This is a genomic window from Nocardia sp. NPDC059764 (assembly GCF_042732555.1).
Lineage (GTDB): Bacteria > Actinomycetota > Actinomycetes > Mycobacteriales > Mycobacteriaceae > Nocardia.
The window spans coordinates 1-15,956 of record NZ_JBHWHH010000169.1; the positions used below are offsets into that span (position 1 = coordinate 1).

At 70.8% G+C, this 15,956-nt stretch carries 15 protein-coding genes and 1 pseudogene; 7 read left to right on the forward strand and 9 right to left on the reverse strand.

Annotated elements, in window-relative coordinates:
- The first annotated feature begins 174 nt into the window (after nucleotides 1-174).
- The gene (locus ACFV4K_RS28440) at nucleotides 175-2,166 is read left to right on the forward strand and encodes an ADP-ribosylglycohydrolase family protein (RefSeq protein WP_379279043.1); all 1,992 of its coding nucleotides are present in this window, start codon (nucleotides 175-177) and stop codon (nucleotides 2,164-2,166) included.
- On the opposite strand, the gene ACFV4K_RS28445 is transcribed toward ACFV4K_RS28440, so the two are convergent.
- Both ACFV4K_RS28445 and ACFV4K_RS28450 read right to left on the reverse strand, forming a co-directional pair.
- Nucleotides 2,127-3,419 (reverse strand): alpha/beta-hydrolase family protein, encoded by a 1,293-nt coding sequence (locus ACFV4K_RS28445; RefSeq protein ID WP_379279044.1) that lies wholly within the window; start codon nucleotides 3,417-3,419, stop codon nucleotides 2,127-2,129. The two genes, ACFV4K_RS28440 and ACFV4K_RS28445, sit on opposite strands and share 40 nt — an antisense overlap.
- Nucleotides 3,420-3,622: 203 nt before the next feature.
- Nucleotides 3,623-4,408, reverse strand: a complete 786-nt coding sequence (locus tag ACFV4K_RS28450) for a hypothetical protein (RefSeq protein ID WP_379279046.1) — start codon at nucleotides 4,406-4,408, stop codon at nucleotides 3,623-3,625.
- Nucleotides 4,409-4,574: 166 nt separating this feature from the next.
- Here ACFV4K_RS28450 and ACFV4K_RS28455 point away from each other — a divergent pair, with 166 nt between their 5' ends.
- The 3 genes from ACFV4K_RS28455 (at nucleotide 4,575) to ACFV4K_RS28465 (ending at nucleotide 8,722) form a co-directional block, all read left to right on the forward strand.
- Nucleotides 4,575-5,771 carry a sensor histidine kinase gene (locus ACFV4K_RS28455; RefSeq protein WP_379279048.1) on the forward strand — a complete coding sequence of 399 codons (1,197 nt, stop codon included), beginning with the start codon at nucleotides 4,575-4,577 and terminating at the stop codon, nucleotides 5,769-5,771.
- A gap of 96 nt (nucleotides 5,772-5,867) precedes the next feature.
- Nucleotides 5,868-6,527 (forward strand): response regulator, encoded by a 660-nt coding sequence (locus tag ACFV4K_RS28460; RefSeq protein WP_379279050.1) that lies wholly within the window; start codon nucleotides 5,868-5,870, stop codon nucleotides 6,525-6,527.
- Between the two features lie 68 nt (nucleotides 6,528-6,595).
- Nucleotides 6,596-8,722, forward strand: coding sequence for a protein kinase (locus ACFV4K_RS28465; protein WP_379279052.1), 2,127 nt, complete (start codon nucleotides 6,596-6,598; stop codon nucleotides 8,720-8,722).
- Here the strand turns inward: ACFV4K_RS28465 and ACFV4K_RS28470 are convergent.
- Nucleotides 8,719-8,907, reverse strand: coding sequence for a hypothetical protein (locus tag ACFV4K_RS28470; RefSeq protein ID WP_379279054.1), 189 nt, complete (start codon nucleotides 8,905-8,907; stop codon nucleotides 8,719-8,721). The genes ACFV4K_RS28465 and ACFV4K_RS28470 overlap by 4 nt on opposite strands.
- Before the next feature lie 370 nt (nucleotides 8,908-9,277).
- Between ACFV4K_RS28470 and ACFV4K_RS28475 the strand changes: the two genes are divergently transcribed.
- Both ACFV4K_RS28475 and ACFV4K_RS28480 read left to right on the forward strand, forming a co-directional pair.
- Nucleotides 9,278-10,159 carry a helix-turn-helix domain-containing protein gene (locus ACFV4K_RS28475; RefSeq protein WP_379279055.1) on the forward strand — a complete coding sequence of 294 codons (882 nt, stop codon included), beginning with the start codon at nucleotides 9,278-9,280 and terminating at the stop codon, nucleotides 10,157-10,159.
- Nucleotides 10,156-10,353: a DUF397 domain-containing protein gene (locus tag ACFV4K_RS28480; RefSeq protein WP_357096120.1), complete on the forward strand. Its 198-nt coding sequence runs from the start codon at nucleotides 10,156-10,158 to the stop codon at nucleotides 10,351-10,353. The genes ACFV4K_RS28475 and ACFV4K_RS28480 overlap by 4 nt, the downstream gene beginning before the upstream one ends.
- Before the next feature lie 29 nt (nucleotides 10,354-10,382).
- Here ACFV4K_RS28480 and ACFV4K_RS28485 read toward each other — a convergent pair whose 3' ends face one another.
- Nucleotides 10,383-10,604: a hypothetical protein gene (locus tag ACFV4K_RS28485; protein ID WP_357096117.1), complete on the reverse strand. Its 222-nt coding sequence runs from the start codon at nucleotides 10,602-10,604 to the stop codon at nucleotides 10,383-10,385.
- Between the two features lie 66 nt (nucleotides 10,605-10,670).
- Nucleotides 10,671-11,165, reverse strand: a complete 495-nt coding sequence (locus ACFV4K_RS28490; protein WP_357096115.1) for a carboxymuconolactone decarboxylase family protein — start codon at nucleotides 11,163-11,165, stop codon at nucleotides 10,671-10,673.
- 86 nt (nucleotides 11,166-11,251) lie between these two features.
- On the opposite strand from ACFV4K_RS28490, the gene ACFV4K_RS28495 reads away from it, so the two are divergent.
- Nucleotides 11,252-11,833, forward strand: a complete 582-nt coding sequence (locus ACFV4K_RS28495) for a CGNR zinc finger domain-containing protein (protein ID WP_379279057.1) — start codon at nucleotides 11,252-11,254, stop codon at nucleotides 11,831-11,833.
- Nucleotides 11,834-11,902: 69 nt separating this feature from the next.
- Here the strand turns inward: ACFV4K_RS28495 and ACFV4K_RS28500 are convergent, their stop codons facing one another.
- The 4 genes and pseudogenes from ACFV4K_RS28500 to ACFV4K_RS28515 all read right to left on the reverse strand — a co-directional run.
- The gene (locus tag ACFV4K_RS28500) at nucleotides 11,903-12,934 is read right to left on the reverse strand and encodes an ATP-dependent 6-phosphofructokinase (RefSeq protein ID WP_357279305.1); all 1,032 of its coding nucleotides are present in this window, start codon (nucleotides 12,932-12,934) and stop codon (nucleotides 11,903-11,905) included.
- Between the two features lie 87 nt (nucleotides 12,935-13,021).
- A complete protein-coding gene (locus tag ACFV4K_RS28505; RefSeq protein WP_379279059.1) occupies nucleotides 13,022-13,915 on the reverse strand; it encodes a hypothetical protein in 894 nt (297 codons plus the stop codon).
- Between the two features lie 177 nt (nucleotides 13,916-14,092).
- Complete coding sequence (locus ACFV4K_RS28510; protein WP_379279061.1) at nucleotides 14,093-14,944, reverse strand: hypothetical protein; 852 nt, start codon at nucleotides 14,942-14,944, stop codon at nucleotides 14,093-14,095.
- 91 nt (nucleotides 14,945-15,035) lie between these two features.
- Nucleotides 15,036-15,956 (reverse strand): annotated as a pseudogene (locus ACFV4K_RS28515) (hypothetical protein); the annotation flags it as partial.

The following is a 15,956-nucleotide window of genomic DNA, read 5'->3' on the forward strand; positions in this document are numbered from 1 at the left end:
CCTCCGACGCACGTCGGGGGGCGCGAAATCGTTGCCCGACAGAGCAACTGATTTCGCGCCGACCGGGGTAACTCGTTGGGTACCCCCCAAATTGTTTCGGCACCCAACGAAGGCACGGACTGCCAACCTGTACGGCTCGCAGCTGTCCGCTGAAGTCCCGGAGAGGCGGGGGAGTTGTTGCGACGCGGCGAAGTCTTCGCGGGCTACGTGATCGAGCGCGAAGTGGGCCGTGGCGGAATGGGTTCGGTCTACGCGGCCCGCCACCCTCGGCTCCCGCGGCTGATCGCGCTCAAACTGCTGCACCGGGAGATGTTCGGCGACAACGAGACCCGGCAGCGCTTCGAGCGCGAGGCCGATGTGATCTCCCAGCTCGACCACCCCAACATCATCACCGTCTTCGACCGTGGTGACGAGGGCGAGCAGCTGTGGATCGCCATGCAGTACGTGGACGGCGTTGACGGCGCGTCCATCGACCCCTTCGATCTGCCCCCGGACCGGGCGGTCGAGATCATCGTGCAGACCGCGGCCGCACTGGATTACGCGCACGCCCGCGGCGTCCTGCACCGCGACGTGAAGCCCGCCAACCTGCTGCTGTCGCGCTCCGGCGGCATCGGCACCGGCTTCGCCGAACGGGTCCTGCTCAGCGACTTCGGCATCGCGCGGGTGCTCGACGACACCGCGCACCTGACCCGCACCGGCATGCTCAACGCCACCCTCGCCTACGCCTCCCCGGAGCAGCTGACCTCCGCGCCCATGGGGCCGCGCTCGGACCAGTACTCCTTGGCCTGCACCCTGTTCCGGCTGCTCACCGGGCATGGGCCCTTCGACGCGCCGAACATCGCGACCGTCATGCTCGGCCATCTGCAGTCCCCGCCGCCGTCCGCCGGCCAGTTCCGGCGTGAGGTCCCCGCCGAACTGGACGCGGTGCTGCGACGCGCGCTGTCCAAGGACCCGCGCGACCGCTACGAGACCTGCTACGAATTCGCGCGGGCCGCATGGGAGACGGTGGCCGAACCGGTGTCCCTGGTGCGGCGGCCTCGCGCGTTGGCCGCCGACCGACTGCCCCGCGAGGACACCGTGCGCGGCTGCCTGTTCGGCGGCGCCATCGGGGACGCGCTGGGCGCGCCGATCGAGACCATGCTGCTGCGGAACATCCAGCTGCGCTACGGGAATCAGGGCGTCACCGGAGAGGGCGGCGGCTACAAGGGCCGCATCTCCGACGAGACCCAGCTGACGCTGTTCACCATGGAGGCGCTGATCCGCAGCGCGCGCGTGCGGGCTCGCGGCAATGCCGCGGCCGTCGGCATGATCCAGGAGAACCTGCTGGTGTGGCTGCGCGGGCAGGGTCAGGCCGCCGTGCCCGAACAGCCGGTGCCGTTGCAGAGCGGGCTGACCGTGTACCCGGAGCTGATGACCTACCGGGGTCCCACCCAGACCACCATCTCAGCCATGCTGCGCGCGGCCGCCCGGCAGCGCCCGGGCACCCCGCTGGGCACCCGCGATCATCCGATCAACGACTCCAAGGGCTGCGCGGCCGTGGTGCGTTCGGCGCCCTGCGGATTCACGCCGTCGCTCGAGCACGCCTTCGAATTGGCCTGCGACGCGGCGGCCCTCACCCACGGCAACCCGAGCGGCTGGCTGCCCGCGGGCGCCTTCGCGGCCACCGTATACGGGCTGGGCCGGGGACTGGACGTGCGGACCGCGGTGGAACAGGCCCGCGCGCAGCTGGTCCGGAACCGGAACCACGAGGAGACCTCCGAGGCGCTCGACGCGGCCGTGCGGCTGGCCGACACCGTCGCCTTCCGGGGACGGCCCATGCCCGCGCCCGGACTGCTGGAACGACTGGGCAGCGGCGTCATCGGGTCCGAGGCCCTCGCGCTGGCGGTGTGCGCGGCGGTGTGCGCCGAGAACGTCGGCGGCACACCGGAGGAGATCTTCCGCAACGGCGTGCTGCTGGCGGTCAACCACTCCGGGGACAGCGACTCCACCGGGTCCATCTGCGGTGCGCTGCTCGGGGCCCGCCTGGGCGCGGGCGCCATTCCGGAGGTCTGGCGGGCTCGGCTCGACGCGGCCGCCGCCATCGACCGGCTGGTCGCGGACTTCACCCGCGAGGTCCGCGAACCGACTCAGCAGCCCGGCAGCACCGTGCCCTGGTCCACGCCGTAGCGGTGCCCGTGACCGGCCGGGGCGTCCAGCGCGCCCAGCAGGTCGGCGGAGGTCTGCAGGAAGCTCACCACCGGAAACCACGGCGGGACCGGAGCATCCGGCCGGGTGCCGGCGAGATCCGGTGCGCGCCACAGCAGGGACGGTGACCAGTGCACCACCGGATCGGAGGCATTGGCCAGCACCGCCGCCCGCCCGTGCCGCACCTGCCCGCCCGGCGGGCCCGCCCAGAGCGCGCCGCAGGTACGGCGGTCCAGATCGGCGTCATCGGTGAACACCGCGCTGCCGCCGAGCGCGCCCAGGCTCTGCCCGTAGATGTAGAGCTTCGGCGGATCCGGCAGCGTCGAAATCCGTTGTTCGACAGCAAGGAACAGGGCCCGCGCCGACTCCTCGGCGGCATCGCGCCCGAAGACGAAGGTGACCCAGCTGGGCGCGTCCGAGTACTGCAATCCGACCAGCGCCACATCCCCGCCGAACCGCGCGTCCAGTCCCTTGGCGGCATCGCTGTCGATCCACCCCGACCCGGTCGGCACGGTCACCACCAGATTCCGCCGTTCGAATCCACCCGTCCGCTCCAGCTCCCGCACCGCCAGCGCCACCCGCGCCTCCAGCCCCGTCGCCGAGTTCAACCCGACGTACACCCGCACCGCCCGCGCCGGCGTCCCCGCCACGAACCGCCGCCCCTGCGCTCCCAGCGACGGCCAGCTCGCCATCGACACCGGACTCCCCGACCGGGTCGGTGAATCCGGTTGCACCAACTCCGGATCCACGAACGAATCCGCCGCCGCGTACGCCGCCCGCCGCCACTCCACCACGCTCGGCACCACCAGCAGCTGCGCCGCCACGCCCAGCGCCACCGCCGCCGCGACACTCCGCGCCCGCCCCAATCGCCGCACCACCCACCGCACCCCGTGCGCCAGACCCACCACCAGCGCCACGATCGGCACCGTCCACGCCAGCCACTGCACCCAGTACCCCGGCCCGATACCCCCGACCCCCATGGCATTCCGCAGCGAGTTCTGCCAATGCTCGGCATACCCCATCGCACCCCCGACCAGACCGGTCCCCGCGACCGCCACCGGAACCCGCCACCGCGTCAGCCGCTCCACCCCGAACCGAGTCCAGCGCAACATCATCCGGACGATCCCCGCCACCGCCAGCCCGATCAGCACCAGCAGCGCGGTCACGATCGCCTGCGCCGACGGGGTGCGCGGCAGCAGCCCCGGCGCCAGCGACGCCAGTGTCCCGCCCGCCACCGCCGCGCTCGTCCCGACCCGCGGCGCGTGGAACCATGTCCACCCCGAGGCCCCACGAGACCGCGGCACGGCGGCACCACGTCTCCCCGTCGGAGCGTCGCCCGGCGTCGGTTCGGTGCGATCGCTCGACTTCCGCAGCGCGAGGGTCGCATCCGTACGCACCCGCTCGAGGCGCACGCGACGAGCGGCGTGCCCGGCGGGGATCACAGTGCCACCGCCGAGACGCTACCGGCGATCGCGAAGTCGCGTTCCCGAGCCGCTGTGCCCCGGCGGGAGCGGGCGCGGCGCACCAGAACGGTTGCCGCGGAGGCCAGTCCGGCGATTCCGACGCCGGCCGCGACGAGGGCGGCGGGTGTGGGGTCTGCGCCGGTGTGCTCGAAGAACGGCTCGTAGACGGGGCTGCCGTAGTCCTGGCGGATGGAGTTCAGGTCGACGGCCGTCGCGGCGATCGTCGCCATGACCTGGCAGTGGGCGCGCGACACCGCGTCCTCGCGGGCCGCACAGGCGGTGTGCATGCGCTGTTCCAGTGCGGCGTCCACGGATTGGCGGGCCCACGGGCCCAGCGGCTGGCCGTGGGCGGCGGCGTAGCGCAGCAGGTCGTAGCCGAGGTCGTGGGATTTGCAGGCCAGGTCGAATTCGGCGGGCAGGGGGATGGGGGAGGAGCAGTCACCCTCCGGGTTGAGGAGCATGCCCGCCTCGACGACGGGGCGGTACCCGGCGGTGGCCGCGAAGTCGTCGGGGATCGCGGTGGAGTTCGGCCGGGCGGCGATCGACTCCAGCAGGCCCGCTCGGGCCGACGAGTTCTCGGGGTGGCGCGGCAGGCCGGCCGCCGCTCCGGCCGCCGGGGCGAACGCGACGCCGACCGTGCACACGACCGCGGCCGCGGCCGCGAGCGCGCCGTAGCGGTGGAGCCCGGCGGCGTCGTGTGACCGGATGACAGGCGAGGCGGAACGGGGCGAATTCCTGCGGGAAGTCGGGAACGCTCTCATGGGATCGACGCTAGGAATCGGCCTCCGACCGGGGCGTCAGCCTGTGGGGCGGTTGCGTCGTGGGCGGTGTGGGGGACACCCGTGCCGGTGTCGTACCGGGGTAGGGGGTGGGAGATCACTCAGGGGTATGAGGTGGGGGGCGGGCGGAGTCTCTACCGTCGATGCCATGGGTGGAAAGTTGTCAGGGCAGGCCCGGGTGGCACGGGCGCGGCAGTGGTTCGACGGGTTCACGGTGCTGCTCGCGCTCATCTTCATCGCGGTGGCGTGGCCGACACTGCATCTGACCCACAAGGTGCCCGCGGCCGCCGCGCCGTTCATCGCCGGGTTCGCGGCGTTCCCGATCCTGCTGGTGCGGGTGAATCCGCCACTGGGATGGGCGGTTTCGGCCGGGTCGGCGCTGCTGATCACGCTGGCCGTGCCGCATCAGCCGGGAAACACCATCCCGTTCCAGGTGGTGCACATTCTGGCGCTGTTCGCCCTGGTGTTCGCGGTGGCGGTGCGCGCGCCCATCCGGATCGTGGGCGTGGTGTGGCTGTCGACCTCGCTGCTGTTCGCCACCGCCATGGCCCAGACCGGCGACAGTTTCGCCGAGTCCGGTTTCGGCTGGCCGCTGGCCATCACCGGCCTCGTGGTGTTCGGCCTGCTCATCCGGTGGGTGGTGCTGTCGCGGCGGGCGCTGCTGAAGTCGGAGGAGGAGACCGAGCTGGAGCGGGCCCGGCGCGCGATCCTGGAGGAGAAGGCCCGCATCGCCCGCGACCTGCACGACGTGGTGGCCCACCACATGTCGATGGTGGTGGTGCAGGCGCAGACCGCGCCCTACCGGATCGACGGGCTCTCGGCCGAGGCCCGCGCCGAATTCGAATCCATCGGGACGGGTGCGCGGGCCGCGCTCAACGAGATTCGCGGCATGCTGGGCGTGCTGCGCAGCGATGGGCAGCTGCCCGAGCACGCGCCGCAGCCCTCCGCCGCGGACCTGCCGGGCCTGTTGGAGGGCGCGCAGCGGGCCGGGGTGCCGCTCACCTGGACCGTCGACGGCGAGCTCGGCGCGGTGCTGGAGACGACCGGGCTGGCGCTGTACCGGATCGTGCAGGAGTCGCTGGCCAATGCCTCGCGGCACGCGCCGGGCGCGGCGGTGCGGGTGCACATCGCCTGCACGCACGAACTCACCCTGATCGTCGGCAATGATCGCCCGATCGCGGTCCGCACCGGCGACCACTCCGCCGCCGCGGGCTCCGGTATCGCGGGCATGCAGACCCGCGCGGCGGCGGTCGGCGGCGTGCTCACCGCCGGACCCCGGCCCGACGGCGGCTTCGAGGTTCACGCCCGGCTGCCCTTGACCGCCCTCACCCCGGTCACGCTGTAATCCCGGTCCCTACCCGGCCGGGGGTGCGAAGTTGTCTTCGTGACGGCCGTTCCGCCCCCGGCATGGCAAACTCGGTTGCGTGCGTGAGGTGGGACTGTGGCGATAACCGTGTTGATCGCCGACGACCAGGCGATGGTGCGGCAGGGGTTCGGGGCATTGCTGGCCGCGCAGCCCGACATCAGCGTGATCGGTGACGCCCCGGACGGGAAAGCCGCTGTGGCCGAAGCGAAACGGCTGCGGCCGGACGTGGTGCTCATGGACGTGCGCATGCCCGAGATGAACGGGCTCGACGCGGCCAAGGTGATTCTCGACGCCGGATTCGACCCGCCGGTGCGGGTGCTCATGCTCACCACCTTCGACATCGACGACTACGTGTACGAGGCGCTCGGCATCGGCGCCAGCGGCTTCCTGCTCAAGGACGCGCCCGCCGAGGAACTGGTGCGCGCCGTGCGGGTGGTGGCCGCCGGGGACGCGCTGCTCGCGCCGACGGTGACGCGCCGGCTCATCGCCGACGTCACCAGCCGCCGCACCCGGCGCGCGCCCGCCCCGCAACTGACGGTGCTCACCCCGCGCGAGCGGGAGGTGCTGGAACTGGTGGCGCGCGGCATGTCCAATGCCGAGATCGCCGAAAGCCTGTTCGTGGCGGAACAAACCGTGAAGACCCACGTGTCGAAGGTGTTCACCAAACTGAACCTGCGCGATCGGGCGCAGGCGGTGGTGCTGGCCTACGAATCCGGACTGGTGACCCCCGGCTGACCTGCCCCGACAGCGTTTCGGCGGGTAGGCTCACGGATTTGTACGTCACCGGAAGGGGGTCGTGGACAGTGCTGAATGGCGGTGACGTGTTCGCCGGGTTCACCATCGAACGACTGCTTGGTCAGGGCGGGATGGGCTCGGTGTATCTGGCCCGGCATCCGCGCCTGGGCAAGCTGACGGCACTGAAGCTGCTGAACCGGGAACTGTACGCGGACACCGAGATCCGCGCCCGATTCGAGCGCGAGGCGGATCTGGTCGCGCGGCTGGACCACCCCAATATCGTGGAGGTGTACGACCGCGGCACCGAGAACGAGATGCTGTGGATCTCCATGCAGTACGTGGACGGGGTGGACGCGGCGGGCGTGAACGTGGCCACGCTGCCCCCGGAGCGCGCGGTGCAGGTGATCGAGGGCGTCGCCGACGCCCTGGACTACGCGCACGGCATGGGCGTCCTGCACCGGGATGTGAAGCCCGCCAACATCATTCTGGCCCGCGCCGTCGCCGGCCACGGCGAACGCGTCTTCCTCACCGACTTCGGCATCGCCCGCCTGCGCGAGGACTCCACCCACCTCACCCAGGCCGGAATGTTCACCGCCACCCTGGCCTACGCCTCGCCCGAACAGATGACCGGCGCCCACCTCGACCCGACCACCGACCAGTACTCCCTGGCCTGCGCCCTCTACTGGCTCCTGATCGGCGTCGGCCCCTTCGATTCCCCCCATCCCGGCGAACTGATCCGCGGCCACCTCCAGCTCCTCCCGCCCCCGGTCAGTCTCCGCCGCCCCGGCCTCTCCCCGGCCATGGACGCCGTCCTCACCAAGGCCATGGCCAAACGCCCCGCCGACCGCTTCCCCACCTGCACCGACTTCGCCAAGGCCGCCCGCCGAGCCCTCTCCGGCCCCCCGGCCCAGCACCCCACGTACCCCAACCCACCCGCCCCCCAACCGAACTACGCCCAGCCCTACCCCGCCCCGCCGTACCAGGCCCCGCCCGCCGCCTACCCGCCCTCGGCGGTCCCGGCGAACCAGCAGCCCTACCCGGTGCCGCCGTCCGCCGCCCAGCCCCCGCCGGCCGCACCCAACTTCCCGGCGCCCCAGCCGGTCGCACCGAACTCCCCGCAACCGGCCGCCGCTCCCAATTACCCTGCCTCGCAACCCCAGTCCGGCCAGCCCGTCCTCCCACCCCCGGTGGGACCGGCCTATCCGGTACCGCCGCCGTCCCCGGCCGGGCCCTCCGCGTATCCCGCGCCCGCCCAACCGGCCGCACCGGTCCCCCCGGTATCGCAGGACGCGGACCGCGTCGGCTCAGGCCCGACCGTTCGCCCCTACCCGCAGGTACCGGAATCCGCCGCCGCGGGTTGTTCCGCGCCGCCGCAATCGGCGCCCGCGGGCGCGCCGTCTTTCCCCGGGTACCCGCCGCAGGCCGCGGGGCAGCCGGAGGTCCAGGTTCAGGGACCGTCGCAGCCCGGCGGTGCCGGTCATCCGGCGGCGCAACAGGTCCCGGGCCGGCCGCCGTCCGGAACCGGCGATCAGGTCGGGTCGGGGCCGCGGTATCGGCCGCAGCCTTCCGGGGACGAGGTGTGGCAGCGGCCGACCGATGTCGTTCCGCAGCCGGTGGTTTCGGCGGCCCCTTCGGGGGAGGAGCCCGAACCGGTGGTGCGGGGGGTGGAGTCGGCGTCGGAATCATCCGATTCGGCGGATCTCGAGACGGCGGTGGAGGATTCGCCGACGGCCGTGGGGGAGGAGTCCGGATCGACCGGCGGTGACGCGGCGAACCGGCCCGATGATGAGTCGGCCGGTGACGGCGTGGCCGAGCATGCGCCGGAGACGGTGGTCCGCGGCGAGGACGAGGCGGGCGGGATGTCGCGGCACCCGGATTCGGGCGCGTTCGTGCCCGCGGGCGCGAATCAGGCCGCCGGAGGCGCGGTGCGGGCCGCGCTCGCGGCGGAGTTCGTTGTGGCCGAACCGGTTTCGAGTGGTGCTGTCGAGCGGGCGGTAGCCGGACCGGTGGGGATGCCGGGGCATCAGGGATTCGGTCCGCCGCCGTTCGGGGTCGGGCCGGTGCGGCCGCCGGCGGTTCCGGCGGCCGGGCAGCGGGCCGGAGCCTCGCAGGCCACCGCGCTGGTGGTGCTGGGGCTCGCGGTGTTGGCGCTGGTGCTGCTGGTGGCCGTGGCCGTCGTGGTGGTGTCGGGCTAGGGATGTCGGGCGCGGTCGCCGAGGACCATTTGCCCTTTGTCGACGAGGATTTGGCGGGCTCGGCGGCGGACCAGGCAGTTGTCCACGGTGCAGAACTTGTGGATCTGCATGGCTTGATGGGCCTGGGGCAGGCCCAGGTCGCCGGGGTCCATTGTGCAGTCGAACAGATACATCATGGTGTCCACCGGGGGGCAGCGCAGGGGGCTGGACAGTTCGCGGTCCGGCGCTGGCGCTCGGCGTGCGGCGCTGGTGCGCCGGGCCCACACAAGCCTACCGAGATTCCTTGCGCGCTACGCCGCAATCGGGTCCCTGTCACACCCGATCTCGGAGGTCGGCACGGGGGATTGGGTGCGCCCGGCTCGGGGACGAGTGGGTCCAGAGATATCAGGGCTCCGGTTCTCACCGGGCGCGACTCCAGTCCAGCACCGTTTCGGCGAACCGACAATCCCTGCCCGCCCGCGGTGGGAAACTTTCCGAAAGCTCCAGGTCAGCATTCATATCGCGTGGGAGCATCATTCGCAGTGACCGAAAACAGCCTTCGTGGGGGAGGATTCGATGTCCGATCATGGTTCGACTTTGCCGCGCCGGCAGCTGGGCAGGTACCTGCGGGAAGGCCGGATGCAGTGCAATATGACGATTGCCGAGGCCGCCGCCCTGATGGAGTGGAGTGAGTCCAAACTGCAGCGTCTGGAAACCGGAAATGCCGAGAAGATCCGGGTTCTCGATGTCCGCGAATTGTGTCGGATCTACGACTTCGACGACGAATTCTGTTCGGCCCTGACCGGCCTCGCGCAACAGACCAGCGTCAAGTCGTGGTGGCACGAGTACGACGATCTGATACCCGAGGGTTTCAATGTGTATGTGGGCCTGGAGGCTTCGGCCCGCAGCCTCATCTCCTACCAGCCGGAGATCATTCCCGGCCTGCTGCAGACCGCCGAGTACGCACGGGTCCTGATCAATGATTACTGGCCGGATGCTGCAAGTGACCAACTCGACCGCCGGGTGCAGTTGAAGACGCGTCGTCAAAGCCTCTTGACGCGCAAGCGAAGTCCCGCGCACTTCGATGTGGTGGTCCACGAAACCGCACTGCATCGCGTTGTCGGCGGTCCGCGCGTCATGGCGGGGCAGCTGCGGCGGCTGGCCGACATGTCGACTCTGCCGACGATCGCTGTTCGTGTACTACCCTTCTCGGCGGGGGTGCCGATCGGCCACACCGTGGGCCCGTTCGTGATCCTGGATTTCGGCCATGACGCGGGTAGCCGGCCCGTCGAACCCACGGTCGTCTACCTGGAGAACTTTCTCGGCGATCTCTACCTGGAGAAGCAGGCCGCGGTCGATCGCTACCGCGAGGCCTACCAAGCGATTCAGCGCGCCGCGCTGGACGAGACGACGAGCAGAGACCTCCTGCGGAGGGCGGCGAAGGAGTACGCGACGTGACCGTCGAACCCGGCGTCCGGTGGTTCAAGAGCGCCCGCAGCACCGGGGCCAAGGAATGCGTGGAGATCGCGTTCCTGGCCGGCGGTGTCGGGGTGCGGGACAGCAAGAATCCCGGTGGTCCGGCGCTGGTGTTCCCGCCGGCGGATTGGGATCGTTTCACCACCGCCGTGGCCGCGGGGCGATTCGACCACTGAGGTTGCGCGCGGGCCGCTTTCGGTCGCGTTCAGGCGGCGCGCGCGGCGGCGCGGGCGGAGTTGAGGGTGACCGCGGCGGCGTTCCAGATGGCGTAACCGCTGACCGCGTAGGGGACCCAGGTGGGGTGGTGGATGGCGAGCAGCACGATGGTGGCCACGGCCAGCGCGACCGCGCGGACCACGATGCCGTTGTGCAGCAGGGAGCGCAGCACCTGCGCGTCGATCAGGCTGGGGGACTTGACGCCGTTCATGAGTGTCGACCTTAGGTATTCGCGTGCGGCCCCCGAGGGGGCCGATCACGCCATGAATGGGACAAATTACGCGGCGGGCCAGTCGTTTTCGGTCTCGCCGACCTTGTTGACGTAGTTGGTCAAGGTCTGCAGGGCGACCAGGGCCACGATTTCGAGCACCTGCTCCTGGGTCCAGCCCGCGGCCAGCGCCTCGGCCGGATCGGCCTTGCCGCGGCTCTCGGTCAGCTCGCGGGCGAAGGCCACGGCCGCGGCCTCCTTCGCGTCCGCCGAGGTGCCCTGCTTGGCGGCCTCGATCTCCTCGGTGCTGAGCTTGGCGACCCGCTTGCCGGTGAAGGTGTGGGCGGCGACGCAGTAGCCGCAGTCGTTGGCCGCGCCGACGGTGAGCGCGATGCGCTCCGAGGTCGGGGCGGGCAGCGTGCCCTTCTTCAGTGCGCCGGCCAGCCCGAGGTAACCCTCCAGTACCACGGGCGCGTTCGCCATCACCTTGGTCATGTTCGGCACCCGGCCCATGCGCTTGCGGACCTCGTCCAACAGGGGTGCTTGCTCGATCGGAGTGATCATGACGTCCCAACTTTCTAACGGAAGAGCGTGTTTTCATACGTTAGAACATCATGGCTTCGGAAATCAATACCCGTTAGAATCGAGTCATGGTCGATCCCTTGGCACTTCGTTTGGCGAACACCATCCGCGCCACCAGTCGCGGTCTGACGGACGCCTTCGGCACCCGTGAGTCCACCCGGGAATGGCTGGTCGCCCATGCCGCCGACGTCGGCATGTACGTGGACCTCGAGGCCTACCTGCCCACCGAGGACGACCGCGCCGCCCTGGTGGACCTGCGCCAGCACGTGCGCGCGCTGTTCGCGGAATACGTTGCGCCGCACCCGCCCAGCTCCGCCGATGCCACCGTGCTGCCGCCGTTTCCCGAGTCGCTGGCCGCGATCAACCACGCCGCCGCCCCGGCGCTGCGGCTGCTCGAATGGGACAGCGAGGGGCGGCGTCTCGAATACCGGCTGCTCACGAAGACCGAACTGGACACGGTCAAGGCCGGATTGGCCGATGCCGTCATCGAGTTCTTCGGCGGACCGCAGGCCGAGCAGATCCGCGTCTGCCCCGCCCCGCGCTGCGTGCGGTACTTCGTGAAATCTCATCCACGCCAGGAATGGTGCTCGGTGGCCTGCGGCAATCGCGCCCGCGCGGCCCGCCACTACGCCCAGCATCGCGACGACTGAGCGGTTCTCCCCGGGACGCGAAACGGCCCTCGCACGGTCGCGTGCGAGGGCCGTGAGAGCCGTTCCGGCTCAGCCGAAGAAGGCGGCGGCCTCCCGATACCGGTCCTGCGGCACCAGCTTCAGCTGTTTGGTGGCCTCCGACAGCGGCACCAGCGCGATCTCGGTGCCGTGCAACGCCACCATCTGCCCGAATTGCCCGGCGTGCACGGCTTCCGCCGCGTGCACGCCGAATCGCGTGGCCAGCACCCGGTCATACGGCGTCGGCGTGCCGCCGCGCTGCACGTGCCCGAGCACGGTCACCCGGACCTCCTTGCCGATGCGCCGCTCGATCTCCGGCGCCAGCTGCTGGGCGACCCCGGTGAACCGGACGTGCCCGAACTCGTCGATGCCGCCGTCGCGCAGCGTCATGGACTCCGGATCGGGGTGCGCGCCCTCGGCGACCACGCAGATGAAGTGCGAATCCCCGCGCTGGAAGCGCCGTTTCACCATGGCGCAGACCTCGTCCACGTCGAACGGCACCTCGGGCACCAGGGTGAGGTGGGCGCCGGCGGCGATGCCGGAGTTGATGGCGATCCAGCCCGCGTGCCGCCCCATCACCTCGACCAGCATGACGCGCTGGTGGGATTCGGCGGTGGTGTGCAGCCGGTCGATGGCCTCGGTGGCGATGGCGACCGCGGTGTCGTGGCCGAAGGTGGTGTCGGTGCAGTCGATGTCGTTGTCGATGGTCTTGGGCACGCCCACCACGGGGACGCCCTCGTCGGCCAGCCAGGAGGCGGCCGTGAGGGTGCCCTCGCCGCCGATGGGGATGAGCGCGTCGATGCCGTTGTCGTCGAGGGTCTGCTTGATGCGGGGGAGTCCGGCGCGCAGGACATCCGGATTGGTGCGCGCGGTGCCGAGCATGGTGCCGCCCTTGGTGAGCAGCCGGTCGGTGCGGTCGTTGTTGAGGATCTGGATCTTGCGATCCTCGAGTAGTCCGCGCCAGCCGTCCTGGAATCCCACGATGGCGTCTCCCCAGCGGCCGTTCGCGGTGCGAACGACAGCACGGATCACGGCATTCAGGCCTGGGCAGTCTCCGCCTCCGGTCAAGACTCCGATGCGCATGGACCCCATCTTGCCCTGAGATCGGTGGTCCGTGGGCTGCACCCCCGTGAACCGCCGGTTACGGTTCGCGGCGGTTCGGCCGGGCCGCTAGCCCGCCGCGCAGACGCCGCCCCGGAGCTCGTCGAGGTGCTTGCCGATCAGGGTGGCGACCTTGGTGAGCATGACGGTGCCCTCGTCGAAGGAGCCCGAATTGGGCTGGGTGGCAATCGCGATGGCGATCTGCCCGCCCGCGGTGGGAATCAGGCCCAGCTGCCTGACCAGGTAGTTCCCGCTGGTGTCGGGGCCCCAGCCACCCTTGAACTCGGCCCCTTCCAGCGTGCCCAGCCCCCAGCGCTGACCGGAACTGACCTTGCTCATCAGCGAGGTGACCGCGTCGGATTCGGGCAGACAGGGCAGTTTGGCCGCGAATTTGACCTGATTGGCCAGCGACCAGTCGGCCTGTCCGAAGGCCGAGTAGTCGGATCGGGTGCGGGTGGCGGGCACCGTGGTGTCGGTGTCGCCACCCTCGCGTAGCACGTCCTGGACGGTCTGGGCGGCGACATCGGGCGAGCCCAGCGCCTGCCACAGGGTGTCGGCCGCGCTGTTGTCGGAGTACTCGATGGCATTGATCGCGGCCGTCTGGTTGGACGAGCTCTTGCGCAGCGCGGCCAGGGTGAGCGGCACCTTCATGGTCGACCAGCCCGGTCCCGAGCTCCAATCGCCCAGCGCCACCGTGCGATCGCTGCCCACCGGGGTGATGGCCAGCCCCACCCTGCCCGACAGCGACGGCTTCAGCTCGTTGGCGAAATCCCAGGCCAGGGTGCCCGGCAGTGCGATCGCGGTGGCCGGGACGGTGGCTCCGGGCGTCGCCGCGGTGCTCGTCTTGTCCGGCACCAGTACGGGTTTGCTGCTGCAGGCCGTCAAGGCGCCGAGGAGCAACACCAGGGCGCCGCGACCGGCGGTCCGGGCGAGTCGCCGTCCGCGTGAAATCGGTGCGTGCACCCGTCAAACCTCCATCTGCCCCGGCGTCCGGCGCGTTCCCTGTTCCTAGCGGACGCACCGGAACCCCGTCAATCTCAGGGATTGTCGTGCTCCTGGACGACGGGGGTCAAATGCCGTGGGTATGGGTGGTTTTCGGTGGCCGCACGGCCGAAAGGCGTCAGTGTGAGCCGAAACGGGTCAGCGCGAGCAGAGTCCGCCGCGTAGGTCGGGCAGGTGGTCGCCGACCAGCAGCGCCAGCTTGTCCATCATGTCGGTGGCGTCATCGAAACTGCCCGAGTCGGGTTCGGCCGCCAGCGCCACCGCCACCGGCCCGTTCAGTGTCGGGACGAGGCCGAACTGGCGGACGGTGTATTTGCCGGTGTCGTCGTCGGGACCCCAGCCGCCCTTGAATTCGGCGCCGATCAGCCGGCCCAGGCCCCAGCTCTGGCTGGGGGTGATCTCACTCATCAGCGAGACAACGGAATTGGCGCGCGGCAGGCAGGGCAGCCGGGAGGCGAAGTGCACCTGGTCGGCCAGTGACCAGTCGGTCGCGCCGAAGGCGAGCAGATCGTCGGATCCCAGTGCGGCCAGCTTGGTGTGGCGGGCGGCGACATCGGTGGCGACGTCGCCGGCCTCGCGCAGGATCGACTCGACCGCGTCGGCGGCCTCGCTGCCGGTGCCCAGTGAGGTCCACAGCGTCTGCGCCGCGTCATTGTCGGAGAAGGTGATGGCGGCCTCGGCGGTGGAGCGCATGCCGGTGGGGTCGTGGCGCAGCGCGGCCAGGGCCAGCGGCACCTTGATGGTGGACCAGGCGATGCCGGTGGTCCAGTCACCCAGCTGGGTCATGTCGCCGCCGCCGACCGGCATCACCGCGAGGCCGATCCGGCCCTCCATGCCGGCCTTCAGCTCGGCGAAATCCGCCGCGAACGCAATGGTTTTCGGCAATCCGAACAGTTCGGGCATTTCGGGCGCAATCTGGGGCGGGGAGTCCAGCTTCGAGCTGTCCCCGACCGGCTTGATCTCATCCGCCTGCGCCGAAGAGTGGTGCACCGCACCGACATTCACACCACACCCGGACACGGCCAGGACAGCCGCCACCGCCAGCCCGCGCACAAAACCCTTGCAACAGGCCGGGATTGGATCAGTAGACATACACCACCGCGTTCTCACCACCAGCGCAGGTCACCAATTTGCCTGCGGCCGTGCAGTTCATCGTGTAAGACCGGCCCGTCACCGGACTCACTGCCACCACAGTAACCGGCGACCCCGCCCGGCCTGTAGCCGTATCGGCATAAGACCGGCGAACCGCCTCCGCGAAAGGACAGGACGTGACCGTGTTCCCGATCGCGGAATTGGCGAAGCCGCCCAGCGCCGCATACGTCGGTGGACACGGCGTAGCACCCGCCGGCAGCTGGACCGCGTCGGATGTCGTGGTGGGCGCCGCCGGGCTCGTCTGCTGTGAGCGCGGCGGCGTGGTTCCCGGAACACCCTGGGCTGCCGTCGTTATGGGTGTTTCGTTGCCGGAGCGGTCGAGGACTTGCCAGCCGATCGCACCGGCGATCGCGGCCAGCGCCACCACCAGCACGGCGATCGACACCGGCGCCGCCACCGACCGCTTGCGCCGCCGCCCCGGCTCCCGGGGCTCGGGCTGGACGATGGCGTGCTCGGAGGTCGGATACAGCGAGGGATCGGGCGCCGGCGCGTACGGGAAGTCCCGCTGCTGCGCCTGCGCGTGACCCCACACCGCCTGCTGCTGGGCATCCGGCGGCAGCGGCGTGTAGTGAAAGTCGCTGACCCGCACCCGGGTCGGGTCCGAGGGCGTGATGATCGGCAGATCGCTCGACGGCGAGGGATCCTCGGCCGCCGGGAAGGAGCCGGTGATGTAGGCCGGGATCGACGTGGTGTTCGGGCGGCCGGGATTGGTCTGCCGCACAGTCGGATCGGTATTGCGGGCGGGCGGCGGCGGGGTGCCGCCCGGCAGCATCGTCGTCGCCGGACCGGCCGGGCCGCCGGTCGGCAGCACGGTGGTCGGGGGCGCGCCCACGGGCGGCCCGGGCGGCAC

Bases quoted from the DNA above. Each gene is read 5' to 3' on its own strand.
- ACFV4K_RS28495 (WP_379279057.1), top strand. From the start codon at position 11,252: ATGGTCGATCCCTTGGCACTTCGTTTGGCGAACACCATCCGCGCCACC.
- ACFV4K_RS28450 (WP_379279046.1), bottom strand. From the start codon at position 4,408: ATGAGAGCGTTCCCGACTTCCCGCAGGAATTCGCCCCGTTCCGCCTCG.
- ACFV4K_RS28500 (WP_357279305.1), bottom strand. From the start codon at position 12,934: ATGCGCATCGGAGTCTTGACCGGAGGCGGAGACTGCCCAGGCCTGAAT.
- ACFV4K_RS28490 (WP_357096115.1), bottom strand. From the start codon at position 11,165: ATGATCACTCCGATCGAGCAAGCACCCCTGTTGGACGAGGTCCGCAAG.
- ACFV4K_RS28485 (WP_357096117.1), bottom strand. From the start codon at position 10,604: ATGAACGGCGTCAAGTCCCCCAGCCTGATCGACGCGCAGGTGCTGCGC.
- ACFV4K_RS28455 (WP_379279048.1), top strand. From the start codon at position 4,575: ATGGGTGGAAAGTTGTCAGGGCAGGCCCGGGTGGCACGGGCGCGGCAG.
- ACFV4K_RS28475 (WP_379279055.1), top strand. From the start codon at position 9,278: ATGTCCGATCATGGTTCGACTTTGCCGCGCCGGCAGCTGGGCAGGTAC.